Here is a 14712-nt window from a genome sequence, read left to right as displayed (position 1 = left end):
CGCGGCGGCGCCGGCAATGCGGGTGTAGTTCAATGGTAGAACGGCGGCTTCCCAAGCCTCAAGCGTGGGTTCGATTCCCATCACCCGCTCCACTTCGACTTTCCAGGGCGTTCCAAGGAAGTCCATGGCGTGTTGCAAGCCATTGTCGCGGTTCGGGTTTTCCGGAAAATCCGTTCAACTCGCTTTCATGAAGTTGGGATCATGCGTTCGGACCTCATGGCCGGGCAGGCCAAGTCCCCTGGCAAGCCATACGCGCTGGCCGACTTCGACGGCCGCTATCGCTACGTTTCCGCCAGCGTCCATTCACCTGTCATCCTTGGGTTCGCCGAAGAGACAGGCCCCACGCAACGGTGGCGCACAAGCCCACGGCGAGGCTCGCCAGTGCCGATTGGACGAAGCCGGAGGACGCGGCTGCCAGCACCACGCTCGGCTTGCGGACAACCTCTCACCAGTTCGGGAGATCCGTTCCCGGCGGTACTGACGGTCGCGCATAGCCGGCCGGTGTTCGCGCCAGTTGCGCGCTGGGGCACACGGCGCGCAGCAGGCCGAAGCCGGAGATTTCGTCGGTCAGCCAGTGGCTGAGGTCCGGCCTGCCAGCCCGCAAGCCTTCTTCGATTCGCCCCAGCCCGCGCAGCCAGTGCCCGGTCTGCGCCAGCGACACCTGCACGTGCCAGCTTCCCCCTTCGCGCGACTGTCGCCACAGCGCGGCGGCGGCGCCGAAGGCCATCAGGAAGCCGCTGGCCTGGTCGAGGATCTGCATCGGCAGCGCGCGCGGCTTGCCGTCGCCCGCCGCCTCGCCCTCGGCGTGATTGAAACCCATCGCCGTCTGCACCAGCGAATCGAAACCGCGCCGGCCGGCCCAGGGCCCTTGCGTGCCGTAGGCGGTCAGCGACACGGCGACGATGCCGGGCCGGCGCGCGGCCAGGGCCTCGGGCGAGAAGCCGAGCGCGGCCAGGCCGCCGGGCCGGTACCCCTGCGAAAACACGTGGGCGTCTTCCACGAGCCGCCACAGTGCCTCGCGCCCGGTCTCGCTGCGCAGGTCGATGTGCGCCGAGCGCTTGCCGCGGCTGGTTTCGGCGATGGCGGCGATATTGGGCAGGTTCGGTGAATTGACCAGCATCACGTCCGCGCCGAACGACGCCAGCGCCCGCCCACCGACGGGGCCGGCCAGGATGCGCGTGAGATCGAGGACTCGCAGGCCGGCGAGCGGCCGTTCATCCGCCGCCAGGGCCGGCAGTGCGCGCGCAGGCGCGTCGGCGAACCGGGTGATCGTCATCAGCGGTTGCGCGGCCACGGCCCGGCCCTGGGGCGTGGCATCCCACTCGGCGAAGCTGCGCAGCGCCGTGGCCACCAGCGCGTGGTCGGCCGCGTCCTGCTCGAAGTCCAGCGCCTTCCAACCCCGCAGGGCCTGCTCGGCGTCGGCGCGCGTGGCGGTTGCCGGGTCCAGGCCCAGCAGGCGCAATGCGCCATCGCGGTGGTGCGGGAAGTTGGTGTGGACACGCACGTGGCCATCGGCGCAGCGGTACAGGCCGGCGAACGGGTCCCACAGCTCGGGCTCCTGGCCGTCGAGCGTGAACCAGCCGGTGCATTCGGCGGCGGCGTGGGTCATGTCCACGGCGACACGCTGGCGCGGCGCCCCCCGCGCTTGGCCCAGTTCGCAGGCGGCGAGCGCGGCCGCGGCAATGCTGGCCTGCGCGGCAGTGCCGACGGCGAAGGACGAGGGGAACACCGGCTCGCGGCCCGTCAGCGCGATCCCGGCCAGCGCCTGAGGCGGCAGCCCGCCCAGCGACCAGAGCGCGGCCAGTGCATCGAGCGGATTCATCGTATGGACTCCTCACAGAAAGTTCGCCAACTGAATCGACACGGCGCCCCGTCGGTCGAGCGGGATTGGCAGATCCAGGCGGGCGGCATGGCCGGTGCCGCGTTGTCCGAAAACGCAGCGGACCGCGGAAAGCAGCATCGCCCGCCATCGACGATGCAGGGGAGCGCCGTACTAGCACAGGCGTGGGCGTCGCGCGCCCGCTGCAAGCGATCCATCATGCGCCCGCCTTCAGCCCGAAGTACGCCGCGAGCGCCAGGCCGGTCGCCATGATCGTCCAACGCGGGGCCAGCGGCGGAATCCAGCGCGCCAGCCGCGCGCCGGCATGGCCCCCCACGATCGCGCCCAGCAGCACCGCACGGCCTTGCGCCCGGGCGATCGACCTGGTGGCGACGAAGAGCATCACCGCGGCACCGGTCACGACGGTGGCCATCGCGTTCTTGACGGCGCTGGCCTCCTGGACGTCACGCACATCCGATAGAGTCAGGATCGCCATCAGCATGATACCCAGGCCGGCGCCGAAGTAGCCGCCATAGAGTGCGGTCAGGAACTCCGCCTCCGCCGCCAGCAGCGGCACTTGACCGCGCGCATGCCGCTCGATGGCCTGGCGCAGCCACGGCCCCAGGACGAACGGCACGGTCGCGACGAGGATCGGCCACGGCACCAGCCGGCTGAACTGCGCCTCTCCGGTGAACACCAGCAGTGTGGCGCCCACCAGCAAACCGGCTCCGGCCACCGCATTGCAGATGCCGCCGATCATGCCGGCACCGGCCAGCAGCAGGAAGGTTCCGATGTCCATGCCGCTCGCACCTCAGTTCGTCGGCCTGGACAGGGCCAGACGCAGGCCAAACCCCATCAGCGCCAGGCCGGTGAGCGCATCGAGCGAGCGCATCACCGTGGGCCGGCGCAGCCAGCGTGCCAGGGGCCGCGTGGCCAGCACCAGTGCGGCGAACCAGAACAGTCCCATCGCGGCGTGGATGCCGGCCAACAGCACGCTGAACCCGACCACCGGCACATCGGCGGGAACGAACTGTGGCAGGAGGCTCACGTAGAACACCCCGACCTTGGGATTGAGCAGATTCGTCAGCAGACCGCGCAGGAACCAGCGCTCGCCACGCACGAGCGGCGGATCGCCTGCGGGCAGCGTCGGCCGGCTCTTGAGCGCGCCAGAGATCAGCTTCCAGCCGAGCCAGAGCAGATAGGCCGCGCCCGCGATCTGCAGCAGGGTGTAGGCGAGTCGGCAGACCGCGAGCACCGCGCCGAGCCCGAGCGCCGCGACCAGCCCCCAGATCAGCACGCCGGTCACGATGCCGCCGCCCGCCATCATCGCCTTGCGCCCCCCTTCCACAGCGGCCGTGCGCAGCACCAGCGCCGTGTCCAGGCCGGGGGTCAAGGTGAGCAGCAGCGCCGTCAGCGTGAAGCCCAGGATCGCGGTCGATGCATCCATTGAGGGAACTCCGTCAGAGCACAGACAAGTCGAGTGACTCGCTGTACGTCGTCGATTCGATGGTCTTGACGATGGCTTGGCCGCAGATCACCGCGCCACGCGCCGGGTCGTAGGTCAGGCTCGGGTCGCCATACAGCTCCCAGCCGCTGTTCAGGGCAGCGGTGACGCGGTGGCAGAATGCCGCGTCGTCGACTCCGGTCAGGTAGCGATACGCGCGCATGCTCATGCTCCCGGTCGATTCGATGCCGGCATCCGGACGCGCAGCCCCGCACCGAATGCCTGCAGCAGATGCCAGCCGGTGTCCCAGGCGCCCACGCCGCTGGCGGCATTGATGTGCCCGAAGGCGCCGACTTCCACGCATCCCGCCGCCCAGCCCATGGCCATGCGCCGGGCGTGCTCCAGCGAGCCATACGGGTCGTCGCTGCTGGCGGCCACCAGTGCGGGAAACGGCAGGGGACCGGTCGGTGGCGGGCCGAACTCGCGCGCCTCGCCCGGAAACGCCGGTGCGCCGGGGTCCGGGACGGCAACGAGGAAGGCGCCCCGGACCTGCGCGATCCGATGCTGGATGTCTTCTCCGATTTCCGGCCGCGATGCCCAGTGCGCGACGAGCAGGCACGAAAGGCTGTGCGCGACCAGGACGACGGGGGCGGCGCACTCGTCGATGGCCGCATCGAGCGCCTGCAGCCAGTCGGCCAGGTCCGGCCTGTCCCAGTCGGCAGGCTGGAATGGCCGGCCATGTTCCTGGCGCGACGCCCAGAGCGTCTGCCAATGCTCCGGCCCGGAGTTGCCGATACCGGGAAGCATCAAGAGTCGAACGGTCTGAAGGTGGCTCATGGTGGCGTGCGCGGATATCCGGAGTGAGGTTGTCTGGCTTGAGACCTTAAGACCGATGCGTCGAATTGCCGAGTGAGAAGGTCTCAGCAAGCGTCGAGAAAAGCTCAATGGTCAGCTCGAATGGCCTTGGCTATCGTCGAAGCGCATTTCCTTCACAACCGACGAAGAAGCCCCCGAGTTCGCCATGCTCGATATCCCGCTCCTGATTTCCTACGTCCTGGCGGCCTGGCTGTCCATCCTTACGCCCGGCCCGGCCATCCTGCTGGCGATGCGCAATGGCGCTCGCCAGGGCGTGGTCGCGAGCCTGTGGTCGACGCTGGGCAACATGCTGGGGTTGCTCGTGGTTTCCGCGGCGGTCGCGTGGGGCGTCGGCCTGTTCCTGCTCGCCTCCGCCCATGCGATGACCGCACTGCGGCTGGCCGGCGCCGCCTATCTGGGGTACCTCGGTCTTCGCTTGTTTGTTCAGGGCAGACACACGCGGCCGCCGGAGTCCGGTGCCCATGGCGCGGGGCCGGTGCACGGCTTCGCGCTGGCGAAGGAAGGATTCCTGGTGGCGACATCCAATCCGAAATCGATCCTCTTCTTCACCGCCTTCTTCCCCCAGTTCGTCCGGGCCGATCAGGCGCTCATCCCTCAGTTCATGGGCCTGACCGCGATCTTCGTGATCCTCAGCGGCGCCACCTTGACCGGCTGCGCCGCCATCGCAAGCCGGGTCCAGGGAGCATTGGGCACTTCCGTCTGGCGCCAGCGTTGCACGCGCCTGGCGGGGATCGGCTTCCTCGGATTCGCCGCATGGATACTCCTGTGGAGGCCGTCGAGCGGCGGCACGTTCGGCCGCCCGGTGCAGTTCCTCGGCCACTGCCACGAAACAGCGCAGGTGTCGATGCTCCATCGCGCCACCTACGCGTACGTGAGGCCGGGAGCTTGATTCACGCGAGCGGCTCCTGCGGCGCCGTGCCGGACAGCAGCGCCGTGATCGGCAAGGGTTGGAACAAGGGCTCGCGGCCGAGGACCTTCAGGCCGCCAGGACCGCTTTCGAGCAATCGGCGCTCTTCGCGCGCGACGAACAGTTCGGTGCGATAGCCATCGCATTCGGGAAGTCGTTGCAGCAGGTCGCGGATCGCATCGCCCGCCCAGGGCGTTTCGCTGTCGAACTGGCCCAGCAGACGGCCATGCCGGGAAATCACGAGGCGGTAGGCATTCATGGCCGGACACTCCCGTCCATCGCGTGTATCGCCATCTCCTCCCAGCCCAGGCGCCGGGTGCGGGTCAGTTGCTCGGCGGTTTCGCCGCAGGCGCGCTCGACGGCCTGAGGCATCTCGATGCCAAGCAGGCAATGGCCGGTCAGGCGCGCGGCGAAGTAGTCGCCGGCCCCCTTCACCACGCAGGGCACGCGGGGATGCTCGAAGAGGGTCGATACCCCGTCCCGCGTCTCCAGCAGCGTCTGGACGACGGCGCTTTCGGGATCATCCTGGACACTGGTCACCACCACCCATTGGGCGGGGCCGCGCAACAGCGCGCGGGCAGCCTCGCGGCAATCCGCCAGACCGTGCAGCGTTCTGCCGGTGATCTGCTCCAGCTCGAACCGATTGGGGACCAGGCCGTGGGCTTCTGGAATCAGCAGCGTGCGCCAGGCCTCGGCCATGCCGGCCGCCGCATACACGCCCTGGTCGTAGTCGCCAATGACCGGATCCAGGTGCAGGCGCAGTTGCGGGTGGCGCTCGCGCATCGTCGACCACCAGGATGCGAGGATCCGTGCCTGCGACGGCGCGCCGAGGAAGCCGACCTGCACGACGCGAGCGCACGCGGGGATGCCGCGCGCCTCCAGGTCATCCAGCCAGCCGGCGAACCATGCGTCGGGCACCGCGCCGCCATGGACCGAGGGATAGTGCGGGGTGTTGCTGAGCAGTGCGGTCGGCACCGCGGCCGTGAGCAGCCCGCAGGCTTCCAAGGCGGGAATCGCCGCGTTGTTGCCGACCCGTCCATAGACCACCTGGGACTGGATGCTGATGACATCGATGGGCACGGGTTGGGTCACCGTCATTCAGGACGCGCCCCCGTGTCATGCTGCCGGTCCAGCCACGCGCCGATCGCGCGGCGGGCGGCAGCCGCCAGCGTTGCGCCATGCCGCTCGGCATCCGCGCGCAGCGTACGCGGATCGACGCCGGCCTGGGCCAGCTCGCAGCAGTGGCCGATCAGCCAGCGTTCGATCCGGCTGGCATCGGCTTCCAGGTGGAACTGCAGCCCCAGCACCGCGTTGCCGACGGCGTAGGCCTGCTGCGCGCAGCTTTCGGTGCTCGCCAGCGGTTCACTGCCCTCAGGCAGCCCGAAGCGGTCGCCGTGCCAATGCAGCACCGGCACGCCGGCCAGCGGTGCCAGCACCGAGTGGCGGCCCGCATCGGTCAACGTCAGCGCGCCGAAGCCGATCTCCTTGAAACCCATGGGGGCGACGGCGGCGCCGAGCAGGCGCGCGATCAATTGCGCGCCCAGACAGATGCCGAGCAGCGGCCGGCCGCTGGCCAGGCGCCGTTCGAGCAGGCGCAGTTCGTCGGCAAGAAAGGGATAGGCCTGTTCGTCGAAGGCGCCGATCGGCCCGCCCAGTGCGATGAGAAGATCGCTTGCCACGGCCTCCTCACGGGCCAGGTCGTCCGTCGCGGGATCGAGGTAGCGCACGTCGAATCCACGCTCGCGCAGCAGCGGTTCGAGCGTGCCGAGGTCTTCGAAATGGATGTGGCGCAGGGCCAGGGCGGTCTTCATGCGGTCTGCTCCGATGCGGTCGATGTCGAGGTCCGGCCGTCGTCGGGCCAGTAATGGCTGTCCGGCGTCGCGCGAGCGCCGAAGATGGCCTGGCCGACGCGCACGACGGTGGCGCCTTCCTCGATGGCCAACTCGAAGTCGCCCGACATCCCCATCGACAGCTCATCCATGCCGATGCCCGCCGGCGCCTCCTGGCGCAGCCGATCGCGCAGTTCGCGCAGCAGCACGAAACAGGGGCGGACCCGCGCCGGATCGGCCGACAGCAGCGCCAGCGTCATCAGGCCACGCACGCGCAGGGTGGAGAAGCCCGGCAGCGCCCGGACGAAGCCGGCCACCTCGGAAGGCGGCAAGCCGAACTTGCTGGCCTCGCCCGAGGTGTTGACCTGCACGAACACATCCAGCGCGCGCCCTTCGGCTTGCAGGCGGCGGTCCAGCGCCTGCGCCACGCGCAGGCTGTCCAGGGCCTGGAACTCGCTGGCGAAGCGTGCCACGACCTTGGCCTTGTTGGTCTGCAGGTGACCGATGACCGACCAGCGCAGGTCGGCGAGATCCACCATCGCTTCGGCCTTGCGCTGCGCCTCCTGCACCTTGTTCTCGCCCAGCTCGCGGCAGCCGGCCGCGTAGGCCAGACGGATGCGCTCCTCCGGCACGGTCTTGCTGACCGGCAGCAGGCGCACATCGGACGGGTCGCGTCCTGCGCGCGTGCAGGCATCGGCGATGCGCCGACGCACCGCCGCCAGATTGCGCCGAAAGTCCTCGACGCTGTGTGCGGTGGGCCAGGAATGCGTCTGTTCGTTCATGGACAAGGGGTTCTCCGTGCTGCTAACATTGTCATAGGACAAAATATACATTGTCACGGAACAAAACGGAATGACCGGAAAAACCGCATCGGACATCTTCGAGCGCATTCGCCGCGAGGCACATGCGGGCCAGCTTGCCGCGGGCCAGACCCTGCCATCCGTGCGCGAGATGGCCGATCGACTGGACGTCAACCGCAACACGGTCGCCGCCGCGTACCGGAAGCTGGTGGCCGCAGGCATTGCCCAGACGCTGGGGCGCAACGGGACGGTGATCCGGCCAGCGGCGCGGCTCGGCGAGCAGGAAGGCCTTTTGCCCGGGTCGGTGCTGGCGGATCTGTCCAGCGGCAATCCGGACCCGGCCTGGCTGCCCGATCCACTGCAGGCGCTGGCAGCCAGCGGCTACCGGCCCGCGCTGTATGGCCAGCCGGTGCTCGACCCGGCACTCGAACAACTGGCGCGGCAGTGGTTCGGAGCGGATCTCCGGGAGGGTGACGGTCTGGTGCTGGCGCATGGCGCGGTCGATGCGATCGAGCGTCTGCTGGCCGCCTACCTCGTCGCCGGCGACAAGGTGGCGGTGGAGGACCCGTGCTTCCTCGGCAGCCTCAACATCCTGCACAGCACGGGCCTGGCAGCGGCGCCCGTGGCCATGGATGCGCACGGCATGCGCCCACAGGCACTGGAAGCGGCGCTGGCCAACGGCGCCCAGGCGGTGCTGTGCACACCAAGGGCGCAAAACCCCACCGGCTGTGGCCTGAGCGAGCAGCGCGCCCGCGAACTGCGCCGCGTGCTCGCCCGCCATCCGCACGTGCTGGTGATCGAGGACGACCACTTCGCCTTGCTGGCCGAGGCGCCGTACTTCTCCATCGCTGCCAAGGCCACCACGCGGCGGGCGCTGGTGCGTTCGGTGTCCAAGGGCTTCGGTCCGGACCTGCGGCTGGCCTTCATCGCCACCGATGCGGGGACCGCCGCACGGCTCGGCATGCGGCTGGCTCCTGGCACGACCTGGGTCAGCCACCTGTTGCAGGCGGCCGTGCGCGGCCTGCTCGGATCGGACGCGGCCAGGGCGCGCCTGCATGCGGCCAAGGCCGCCTACGCCACGCGTCGCAAGGCCCTGATCGATGCGCTCAGCGCCGAGGGCATCGCCACCGGGCAGCCCTGCGACGGGTTCAATGTGTGGATTCCATTGCCGGAAGGCCGTGACGTCCACCGCACCGCGCAAGGGCTGGCACGCTGCGGCTGGGCCGTGCGAACCGGCGATGCCTTCGCGATCGCGCCCGGGGCCCCCGCGCTGCGCGTCACGGTCTCGACGCTCGAACCAGGGGACGCGGCACGCTTTGCCGCGCAACTGCGCGACTGTCTGGGGCGAGTATGAAGCCGGTCTGCATGACATCGTGCGGTCCTCTCGCGGCTCCGCCTGCGTACCGGTGCATGGCGCGCTACGGCGCCTGCAAGGCGGCGGCGACGCGAGCGGGCCAGGGACGCCGGTCCAGCAATCCCGTCTCCCGTTCCCGCAGGGTCCGGCCGACCTGGCTCGCCTCGGTCACGGACGCGCGGAAGTCACGGATCAGTTGCCGCGTCACCGGCCCCACGGGCCATTCGGTAGTCGCCGCATCCTCGACCAGCGCCACCACCGGCTGCAGCTCGACCGAGGTGCCGGCGGTGAATACCTCGGCGGCGGCGCGCAGTTCCTCCAGCGTCACGGTCCGCTCCTCGACCCGCAGCCCGCGCTGGCGCGCCAGTTCCATCACGTGCCGCTTGGTGATGCCGTCTAGAAAGCAGGTCGGCAATGGGGTCGCCAGCACCCCGTCGCGGACCATCAACAGGTTGGTTGCCGTGGTCTCGGCGACCCGGCCTTCGCTGTCGAGCAGCAGCGCGTCGTCGCAGCCCGCCGCTGCGGCGGCATGGCGCGCGAGGGTGCCGATCATGTACAGCCCCGAGCACTTGGCCGCGGTGGGTGCGGTGTCCGGGCGCGGACGCCGCCAACTCGCCAGCTGCAGCCGGATGCCTTCCTCGGCGCGGCCCTGGGACGCCGCCGTGGGCCAGTCCCAGGCCGTGATCGCCACGTGGATGCGGGCGCGCGGCGAAGCGATGGAAACGCTCTCCGCGCCGCGCCAGGCCACCGGGCGGATGTAGGCGTCGTCGAGCTGGTTGGCCCACAGCACCGCCTCGATGGCCTGTGTCAGTTCGCCTTGCGACCACGGCAGGAGGTAGTCCAGCAGCGCGGCGGACTGCTGGAAGCGTTCCAGGTGGGGCGCATTGAGGAAGACATGGCCGCCATAGGCGCGCATGCCCTCGAAGACGGCCCCGCCCATGTGCAGCGCATGCGTGAGCACATGCAGGCGCGCCTCGCGCCAGGGCAGCAGCTCGCCATCGAGCCAGATCAGGCCATCGCGATCGTCAAGGGAATTGAGCATGGTGCGCACCGCGGTACAGGTTGTCGATGGCGTCAGTGTGCGGCCGGTTCGCCGTCGGCACGAGTGAGCAAATCTCAGACGATGCTGAGTTTTGGTCCTCGCGTCGGCGAGCGTGGAGACGACGATTTCCGGTTTAATGAGTCCATGAACGACCCATGACTTCCAGGAGGGTGAATCCCCCATGCGCATCCCTGTCCCGTTGAATGCCTTGCGCGCCTTCGAGGCTGCGGCGCGCCATCTCTCGATCAAGGACGCGGCCCTGGAACTGGCGGTCACGCCCTCGGCGGTCAGCCACCAGTTGCGCACGCTGGAGGACATGCTCGGCGTCGAACTGCTGCGCCGCATCGGCACGCGGCTGGAACTGACCAGCGCCGGCCGCCGGCTGGCCCCCGGCCTCAACGAGGGGTTCGCCCTGATCGCCGAGGGGGTGGGCAGCCTGCGCGAGGAGCGGCGCGACGGGCCCCTGCGCGTGAACATGCTGCCGACCTTCGCGACCAACTGGCTGTCGCCCCGCCTGAGCCTGTATCCGTTCGAGCGGCGCGGCTTCTCGCTGGACATCTCCACCACGCAGGACGACGTGGATCTGGCCGCCGGCGTGGCCGATGCCGGCATCTGGTATGGCGACGGCCAGTGGGCCGGCCTGCAGGCTGATCTGTTGTTCGAGGCCACCATCGATCTGTACGCGCGCCCGGGCTTTGCCACCGGCTCGCGCCGGGAACGCCTCAAGCAGATCGCGCGCGCCAACCTGTTCGTGTCGCGGCATTGCCTCACCTGGCGGCGCTGGATGGACAGCCTGCCCGGCGGGCCATTCGAGCCGGCTGTCGTGACCCGCGTGGATTCGGGCGGCCTGACGATGCAGGCGGCCGCCGATGGGGCCGGCGTGTCGATCGCCGTCTGCGAGCTGGCCGAGAGCGCCGTCCGGCTCGGGCGCCTGGCCTCGGTCTTCGATCACCCCGTGAGCGCGGGCGTCGGCTTCTGGCTCGTCTATCCCGAGGCGCTGTCCGAGGACCGACGGCTGGACAACCTGCGCGGCTGGCTGCGCGAGCAGGTCGATGGGCAAGCCCGGAACGAAGGCAGCGAGCACGCGACGGACGACACGAGCAGTGCAAAGGACGGGCCCGCGCAAAGCACCGCGTCGCCGGCGGCGAAGCCTCGATCCGCTGCCGCCTGCGCAAGCCCGGTGTCTTCAATGTCCTGACATGGAGGAACTGGGGTGTCTCGTCGATGGATCGGTTTCGTCATGGTTGGGCTCGCGGCGGTCTGCTGGAGTTCGGCCGGGCTGTTCGTCCGGCTGACGGACCTGGACGCATGGACCATCGTCGGCTGGCGTTCCCTGTTCGCGGGTCTGGCGCTGGCCGCGATCTTGGCCTTGCGCGGACGCGGCAGACGAGGCGGCACGTTCGGTGCCGCTGGATGGGGGGCCACCCTCCTCGCATCGACGGCGACGGTGGCGTACATCGCCGCGCTGACATTGACCACGGTCGCCAACGTCCTGCTGATCTACGCCTGCCTGCCGCTGGTCGCCGCCGGCCTGGCGAGGTTGATCCTGGGCGAGCCGCTTTTCCCGCGCGTCCTCGCCGCCGGCGCGTGCTGCCTGGCGGGCGTGGCGATCGTCATGGGGGGCTCGGCGGGCGGTGGCGACCTCCTCGGCAGCGCGCTTGCCCTGCTGATGACGTCTGCGTTCGGTGGGCTCCTGATCGTCGTCAAAAGCCACCCCGGGCTGGACGTCGTGAAAATCAACACGCTGGGGTGCCTGTTCTGCGCCGTGGCGGCGCTGCCCTTCATGTCGCGGCAGGTTCCGGACCCGAAGGCGCTGTCGAGCCTGGCGCTGCTGGGCGTCGTCGCCATGGCCCTGGCCTTCCTGCTGTTCCTCGAAGGGGGCCGACGCATTCCGGCGGGAGAAGCGGGACTGGTCAGCCTGCTGGACGTGGCCCTGGGGCCGCTCTGGGTATGGCTGGCCTTCGGCGAGACGCCCGGCAGCGGTGCCCTGGCCGGGGGCGCGCTGATCATTGCCGCGCTGGCCTGGTACCTGCGGCGTCCCCAGCAGGACCCGGCTGCGGCGCGGCGATCCGCCGCCGTCGCCGGATGCGGCGGGACAGAATGATGACACAGACATCTTGCGGAGGATGAGGGGCCATGCGCATCCCCGTGCCACTGGATGCCCTGCGCGCCTTCGAGGCCGCCGCGCGCCATCTGTCGATCAAGGACGCGGCCCTGGAACTGGCGGTCACGCCCTCGGCGGCCGGCCGCCAGTTGCGCACGCTGGAAGACCTGCTGGGCGTCTACGCCAGGGTCGGCTCGCTGGCCGCCGCCCCCGAGGGACGACTGGCGCAACTGGACCATGAGGGAAAGATTTGCCGCAACGAAGTGTATTTCGCCCGCAGCGACTGGATGACCAGGATGGGAGCGGCATCGAAGCGGGATCAGGGCAGAGGGCCATGAGCGAGCGGCAAGCAGGGAGCGCTTGGTGGACAAAGATCTACGTCTTCGTGGTGGAGCCGGTGATCCTGGTGGCGGGCCTGGCGCTGGTGCTTGCGTTGCTGTCATCCCTGCGCGCGGGGCCTGGCCCTGCCAGGCTGGCTTCTGCGGTCTTCTTCGTCACTTCCGTCATGGGACTCATGGTCTTGGCCCGACTGTATGGACGCTGCCTGCGCTGGCGACGCAGGCACATGCCCTTGCCTCGCTTCCCGGCGACGCTGCGCATTCCCATCGCGCGCGCCACGTCGTGGGAAGTGCTGGTCATGGGCATGAGTATCGTGCTCCCTCTGCTGATCGTCGTGCTGCCGCCCCTCATCAGGGACGTCGGCCAGACGGACCCTGTCGTGGTCGTCATTGCGCTGGGCGGCGTCATCCTGGCCGTGGCGCTCACATGGGCGATCGTGCGTACACTCGTGCGGCGGCTGCGTGGCCTCGATCCACCCGCCGACCTCGTGGCCGATGCCCACGGCCTCACGCGCGAAGGCCCCCAACGGGTCTTCGTTCCCTGGCAGGCGATACGGGCCGTCGAGCATGCGAAGTTCCGGATATGGAACTCGCACCTGCACATCCTGGCGCTGAAAGTCGATGATCCGTATCGATATGGCCTGGATGCCAGCCGCTTCCAACGGCTCATGCTCAGAGGAACGACCGACGAACGCGACATGAATGTCGGGCTCATCAACCTGAGCGGCTACATGCCTTCGCCATCGGACAGCGTGCGGGCCCTCCGCGACTACTGGGCGTCGGCGAGGCCATGACGGCCACCCCCACTGAGCGGTCCTCCGGCCTGTCCGGCGACGCAATCCGATCCGCAGGCCGGTGCCTACCTGCGCGCTGGCGGGCCGAACCGGCACGCGCCGCCGCTGGTGGAACTGGACGGGGTGCCGCAGGCGGCGCGCCGTGGCCAAGGGGGGGTGGGGATGCGCGGTACCGGCCTGCTGGACTTCGAGCCGGCGTTCGTCGAGCCGACCACTCCCTGACGGCATCGGCAAAAGATGTGGCTACGACCGGAAATCGTTCCGGACTGTTTCGACCAACGCTCGGCATAGGAAGTACCCTTTAGCCTTTCCCCCCTGCCAGTATGACGAGCATGCAAGACGATCTTTTCGGAGATACGCTTCCCCTGCCTCCGGCCGACGCCCCGAATCAGGCCGCCTCTCGTGCGGCACCGAAGCCGAAGGGGGCCGCCAAGGTGCTTCCCGCGCCTGCGGCGCAGCAGTGGAGCGCGCTCGCGCGGCAGCTTCCGGCGACACTGCGCTTCGGGGTCTCCACCTGGTCATACCCGGGCTGGGAGGGGCTGGTCTGGGATGGCGAATACGATTCGAGCACGCTGTCGAAGCATGGTCTGGCGGCCTACCATCGGCATCCGCTTCTGCGCACGGTGTGCGTGGACCGCACTTTCTGGCGCCCGTTGTCCGCAAGCCAGTATGCCGTCTATGCGAAGCAGGTCGATGACGGCTTCCGTTTCGTCGTCAAATGTCCCGCCATCGTGACCGATGCCCAGGTGCGGGGCGAAGAGGAAGGCAGGACGCGCGAGCCCAATCCGGCTTTTCTCGATCCCGCGCTGGCCATCCAGGAATTCGTGCAGCCGGCGCTCGAAGGCCTGGGCGCCAAGCTCGGCGTCCTGGTGTTTCAACTGAGTCCTTTGCATATGGGATGGCTTAGCCGCCCCGCAGCGCTGCTGGAGAGGCTGGGCCGCATGCTGGCGGCGGTGCGCGAGGCCTTGTCCGCGCATGACGCCGTGATCGTCGCGGTGGAAGTGCGGGACCCTGAACTGCTGGGCCAGGCGCTGGTCGATACGCTCAAGGCACATGGGGCGACTTTCTGCCTGGGCCTGCATGGCAAGATGCCGCCGATCGACGCGCAACTGCCGATGCTGCGCGCGCTGTGGCCGGGGCCGCTGGTCTGCCGGTGGAACCTGAACCGCATTTTCGGCGCGTACGGTTATGCCGACGCGCAGAAGAAGCACGATCCGTTCAATGCCATGCTCAGCGAAGACATTCCGACTCGCACGGTGCTGGCGCGCACGATCCGCGGGATCACGGGCGCGGGCCAGCCCGCCTACGTGACGGTCAGCAACGATGCCGAGGGCTGTTCGCCGCTGTCCATCCTGAAGCTGGCCCAGGCCATTGCGGCATAGGGCCTGCCTGCGCTTCGGTGCCG

Annotated in this window: 16 protein-coding genes, 1 tRNA gene and 1 pseudogene; 8 read left to right on the top strand and 10 right to left on the bottom strand. The window is 69.3% G+C overall.

The annotated features are described in order from the left end of the window. Nucleotides 1–18 precede the first annotated feature (18 nt). A tRNA-Gly gene (locus A6745_RS14180) sits at nucleotides 19–92 on the top strand. A gap of 353 nt (nucleotides 93–445) precedes the next feature. Here the strand turns inward: A6745_RS14180 and A6745_RS14175 are convergent. The 5 genes from A6745_RS14175 to A6745_RS14155 form a co-directional block, all read right to left on the bottom strand. Then, entirely contained in the window at nucleotides 446–1822 is a 1377-nt protein-coding gene (locus A6745_RS14175; RefSeq protein WP_066128089.1) for a CoA transferase, read from the bottom strand. A 214-nt stretch (nucleotides 1823–2036) separates the two neighbouring features. Next, on the bottom strand, nucleotides 2037–2618 hold the full coding sequence (locus tag A6745_RS14170) for a sulfite exporter TauE/SafE family protein (protein ID WP_066128087.1): 582 nt from the start codon (nucleotides 2616–2618) through the stop codon (nucleotides 2037–2039). A gap of 12 nt (nucleotides 2619–2630) precedes the next feature. After that, entirely contained in the window at nucleotides 2631–3266 is a 636-nt protein-coding gene (locus A6745_RS14165) for a LysE family translocator (RefSeq protein WP_066128085.1), read from the bottom strand. Between the two features lie 13 nt (nucleotides 3267–3279). Next, the gene (locus tag A6745_RS14160) at nucleotides 3280–3492 is read right to left on the bottom strand and encodes a DUF1737 domain-containing protein (protein ID WP_197488158.1); all 213 of its coding nucleotides are present in this window, start codon (nucleotides 3490–3492) and stop codon (nucleotides 3280–3282) included. Continuing rightward, entirely contained in the window at nucleotides 3489–4100 is a 612-nt protein-coding gene (locus tag A6745_RS14155; protein WP_066128081.1) for an RBBP9/YdeN family alpha/beta hydrolase, read from the bottom strand. The genes A6745_RS14160 and A6745_RS14155 overlap by 4 nt, the downstream gene beginning before the upstream one ends. A gap of 184 nt (nucleotides 4101–4284) precedes the next feature. On the opposite strand from A6745_RS14155, the gene A6745_RS29365 reads away from it, so the two are divergent. Continuing rightward, nucleotides 4285–5028 carry a LysE family translocator gene (locus A6745_RS29365; RefSeq protein WP_197488157.1) on the top strand — a complete coding sequence of 248 codons (744 nt, stop codon included), beginning with the start codon at nucleotides 4285–4287 and terminating at the stop codon, nucleotides 5026–5028. Between the two features lies 1 nt (nucleotide 5029). Here the strand turns inward: A6745_RS29365 and A6745_RS14145 are convergent, their stop codons facing one another. From A6745_RS14145 to A6745_RS14130, 4 genes are read right to left on the bottom strand one after another with little or no spacing between them, the layout of a single operon-like run. After that, nucleotides 5030–5305, bottom strand: coding sequence for a cytoplasmic protein (locus tag A6745_RS14145; protein ID WP_066128079.1), 276 nt, complete (start codon nucleotides 5303–5305; stop codon nucleotides 5030–5032). After that, a complete protein-coding gene (locus tag A6745_RS14140) occupies nucleotides 5302–6144 on the bottom strand; it encodes a PfkB family carbohydrate kinase (protein ID WP_066128077.1) in 843 nt (280 codons plus the stop codon). The genes A6745_RS14145 and A6745_RS14140 overlap by 4 nt, the downstream gene beginning before the upstream one ends. After that, nucleotides 6141–6857, bottom strand: coding sequence for a glutamine amidotransferase (locus A6745_RS14135; RefSeq protein ID WP_066128076.1), 717 nt, complete (start codon nucleotides 6855–6857; stop codon nucleotides 6141–6143). The genes A6745_RS14140 and A6745_RS14135 overlap by 4 nt, the downstream gene beginning before the upstream one ends. Further along, on the bottom strand, nucleotides 6854–7657 hold the full coding sequence (locus tag A6745_RS14130) for a YggS family pyridoxal phosphate-dependent enzyme (protein ID WP_066128907.1): 804 nt from the start codon (nucleotides 7655–7657) through the stop codon (nucleotides 6854–6856). The genes A6745_RS14135 and A6745_RS14130 overlap by 4 nt, the downstream gene beginning before the upstream one ends. 70 nt (nucleotides 7658–7727) lie before the next feature. Here A6745_RS14130 and ptsJ point away from each other — a divergent pair, with 70 nt between their 5' ends. Further along, complete coding sequence (gene ptsJ / locus A6745_RS14125; protein WP_066128075.1) at nucleotides 7728–9029, top strand: MocR-like B6 salvage transcription factor PtsJ; 1302 nt, start codon at nucleotides 7728–7730, stop codon at nucleotides 9027–9029. Between the two features lie 64 nt (nucleotides 9030–9093). On the opposite strand, the gene ilvE is transcribed toward ptsJ, so the two are convergent. Next, nucleotides 9094–10071, bottom strand: a complete 978-nt coding sequence (gene ilvE, locus A6745_RS14120; protein WP_066128904.1) for a branched-chain-amino-acid transaminase — start codon at nucleotides 10069–10071, stop codon at nucleotides 9094–9096. A gap of 181 nt (nucleotides 10072–10252) precedes the next feature. Here ilvE and A6745_RS14115 point away from each other — a divergent pair, with 181 nt between their 5' ends. From A6745_RS14115 to A6745_RS14095, 5 genes and pseudogenes are all read left to right on the top strand, one after another. Then, the gene (locus tag A6745_RS14115) at nucleotides 10253–11269 is read left to right on the top strand and encodes a LysR substrate-binding domain-containing protein (RefSeq protein ID WP_066128074.1); all 1017 of its coding nucleotides are present in this window, start codon (nucleotides 10253–10255) and stop codon (nucleotides 11267–11269) included. Nucleotides 11270–11311: 42 nt separating this feature from the next. Next, on the top strand, nucleotides 11312–12175 hold the full coding sequence (locus tag A6745_RS14110) for a DMT family transporter (protein ID WP_066128071.1): 864 nt from the start codon (nucleotides 11312–11314) through the stop codon (nucleotides 12173–12175). 32 nt (nucleotides 12176–12207) lie between these two features. Next, a pseudogene (locus A6745_RS27890) lies at nucleotides 12208–12354 on the top strand (LysR family transcriptional regulator); the annotation flags it as partial. Between the two features lie 155 nt (nucleotides 12355–12509). After that, nucleotides 12510–13307, top strand: a complete 798-nt coding sequence (locus tag A6745_RS14100; protein WP_066128067.1) for a hypothetical protein — start codon at nucleotides 12510–12512, stop codon at nucleotides 13305–13307. Between the two features lie 332 nt (nucleotides 13308–13639). Further along, entirely contained in the window at nucleotides 13640–14689 is a 1050-nt protein-coding gene (locus A6745_RS14095; RefSeq protein WP_066128903.1) for a DUF72 domain-containing protein, read from the top strand. The last annotated feature ends 23 nt before the right edge of the window (nucleotides 14690–14712 follow it).

The organism is Bordetella ansorpii, from assembly GCF_900078705.1.
Taxonomy (GTDB): domain Bacteria; phylum Pseudomonadota; class Gammaproteobacteria; order Burkholderiales; family Burkholderiaceae_B; genus Bordetella; species Bordetella ansorpii_A.
Note: the sequence above shows the minus strand (reverse complement) of the source record. Positions and strands in the feature narration are given on the sequence as shown.

Bases quoted from the DNA above. Each gene is read 5' to 3' on its own strand.
- A6745_RS14175 (WP_066128089.1), bottom strand. From the start codon at position 1,822: ATGAATCCGCTCGATGCACTGGCCGCGCTCTGGTCGCTGGGCGGGCTG.
- A6745_RS14170 (WP_066128087.1), bottom strand. From the start codon at position 2,618: ATGGACATCGGAACCTTCCTGCTGCTGGCCGGTGCCGGCATGATCGGC.
- A6745_RS14165 (WP_066128085.1), bottom strand. From the start codon at position 3,266: ATGGATGCATCGACCGCGATCCTGGGCTTCACGCTGACGGCGCTGCTG.
- A6745_RS14160 (WP_197488158.1), bottom strand. From the start codon at position 3,492: ATGAGCATGCGCGCGTATCGCTACCTGACCGGAGTCGACGACGCGGCA.
- A6745_RS14155 (WP_066128081.1), bottom strand. From the start codon at position 4,100: ATGAGCCACCTTCAGACCGTTCGACTCTTGATGCTTCCCGGTATCGGC.
- A6745_RS29365 (WP_197488157.1), top strand. From the start codon at position 4,285: ATGCTCGATATCCCGCTCCTGATTTCCTACGTCCTGGCGGCCTGGCTG.
- A6745_RS14145 (WP_066128079.1), bottom strand. From the start codon at position 5,305: ATGAATGCCTACCGCCTCGTGATTTCCCGGCATGGCCGTCTGCTGGGC.
- A6745_RS14140 (WP_066128077.1), bottom strand. From the start codon at position 6,144: ATGACGGTGACCCAACCCGTGCCCATCGATGTCATCAGCATCCAGTCC.
- A6745_RS14135 (WP_066128076.1), bottom strand. From the start codon at position 6,857: ATGAAGACCGCCCTGGCCCTGCGCCACATCCATTTCGAAGACCTCGGC.
- A6745_RS14130 (WP_066128907.1), bottom strand. From the start codon at position 7,657: ATGAACGAACAGACGCATTCCTGGCCCACCGCACACAGCGTCGAGGAC.
- ptsJ (WP_066128075.1), top strand. From the start codon at position 7,728: ATGACCGGAAAAACCGCATCGGACATCTTCGAGCGCATTCGCCGCGAG.
- ilvE (WP_066128904.1), bottom strand. From the start codon at position 10,071: ATGCTCAATTCCCTTGACGATCGCGATGGCCTGATCTGGCTCGATGGC.
- A6745_RS14115 (WP_066128074.1), top strand. From the start codon at position 10,253: ATGCGCATCCCTGTCCCGTTGAATGCCTTGCGCGCCTTCGAGGCTGCG.
- A6745_RS14110 (WP_066128071.1), top strand. From the start codon at position 11,312: ATGGTTGGGCTCGCGGCGGTCTGCTGGAGTTCGGCCGGGCTGTTCGTC.
- A6745_RS14100 (WP_066128067.1), top strand. From the start codon at position 12,510: ATGAGCGAGCGGCAAGCAGGGAGCGCTTGGTGGACAAAGATCTACGTC.
- A6745_RS14095 (WP_066128903.1), top strand. From the start codon at position 13,640: ATGCAAGACGATCTTTTCGGAGATACGCTTCCCCTGCCTCCGGCCGAC.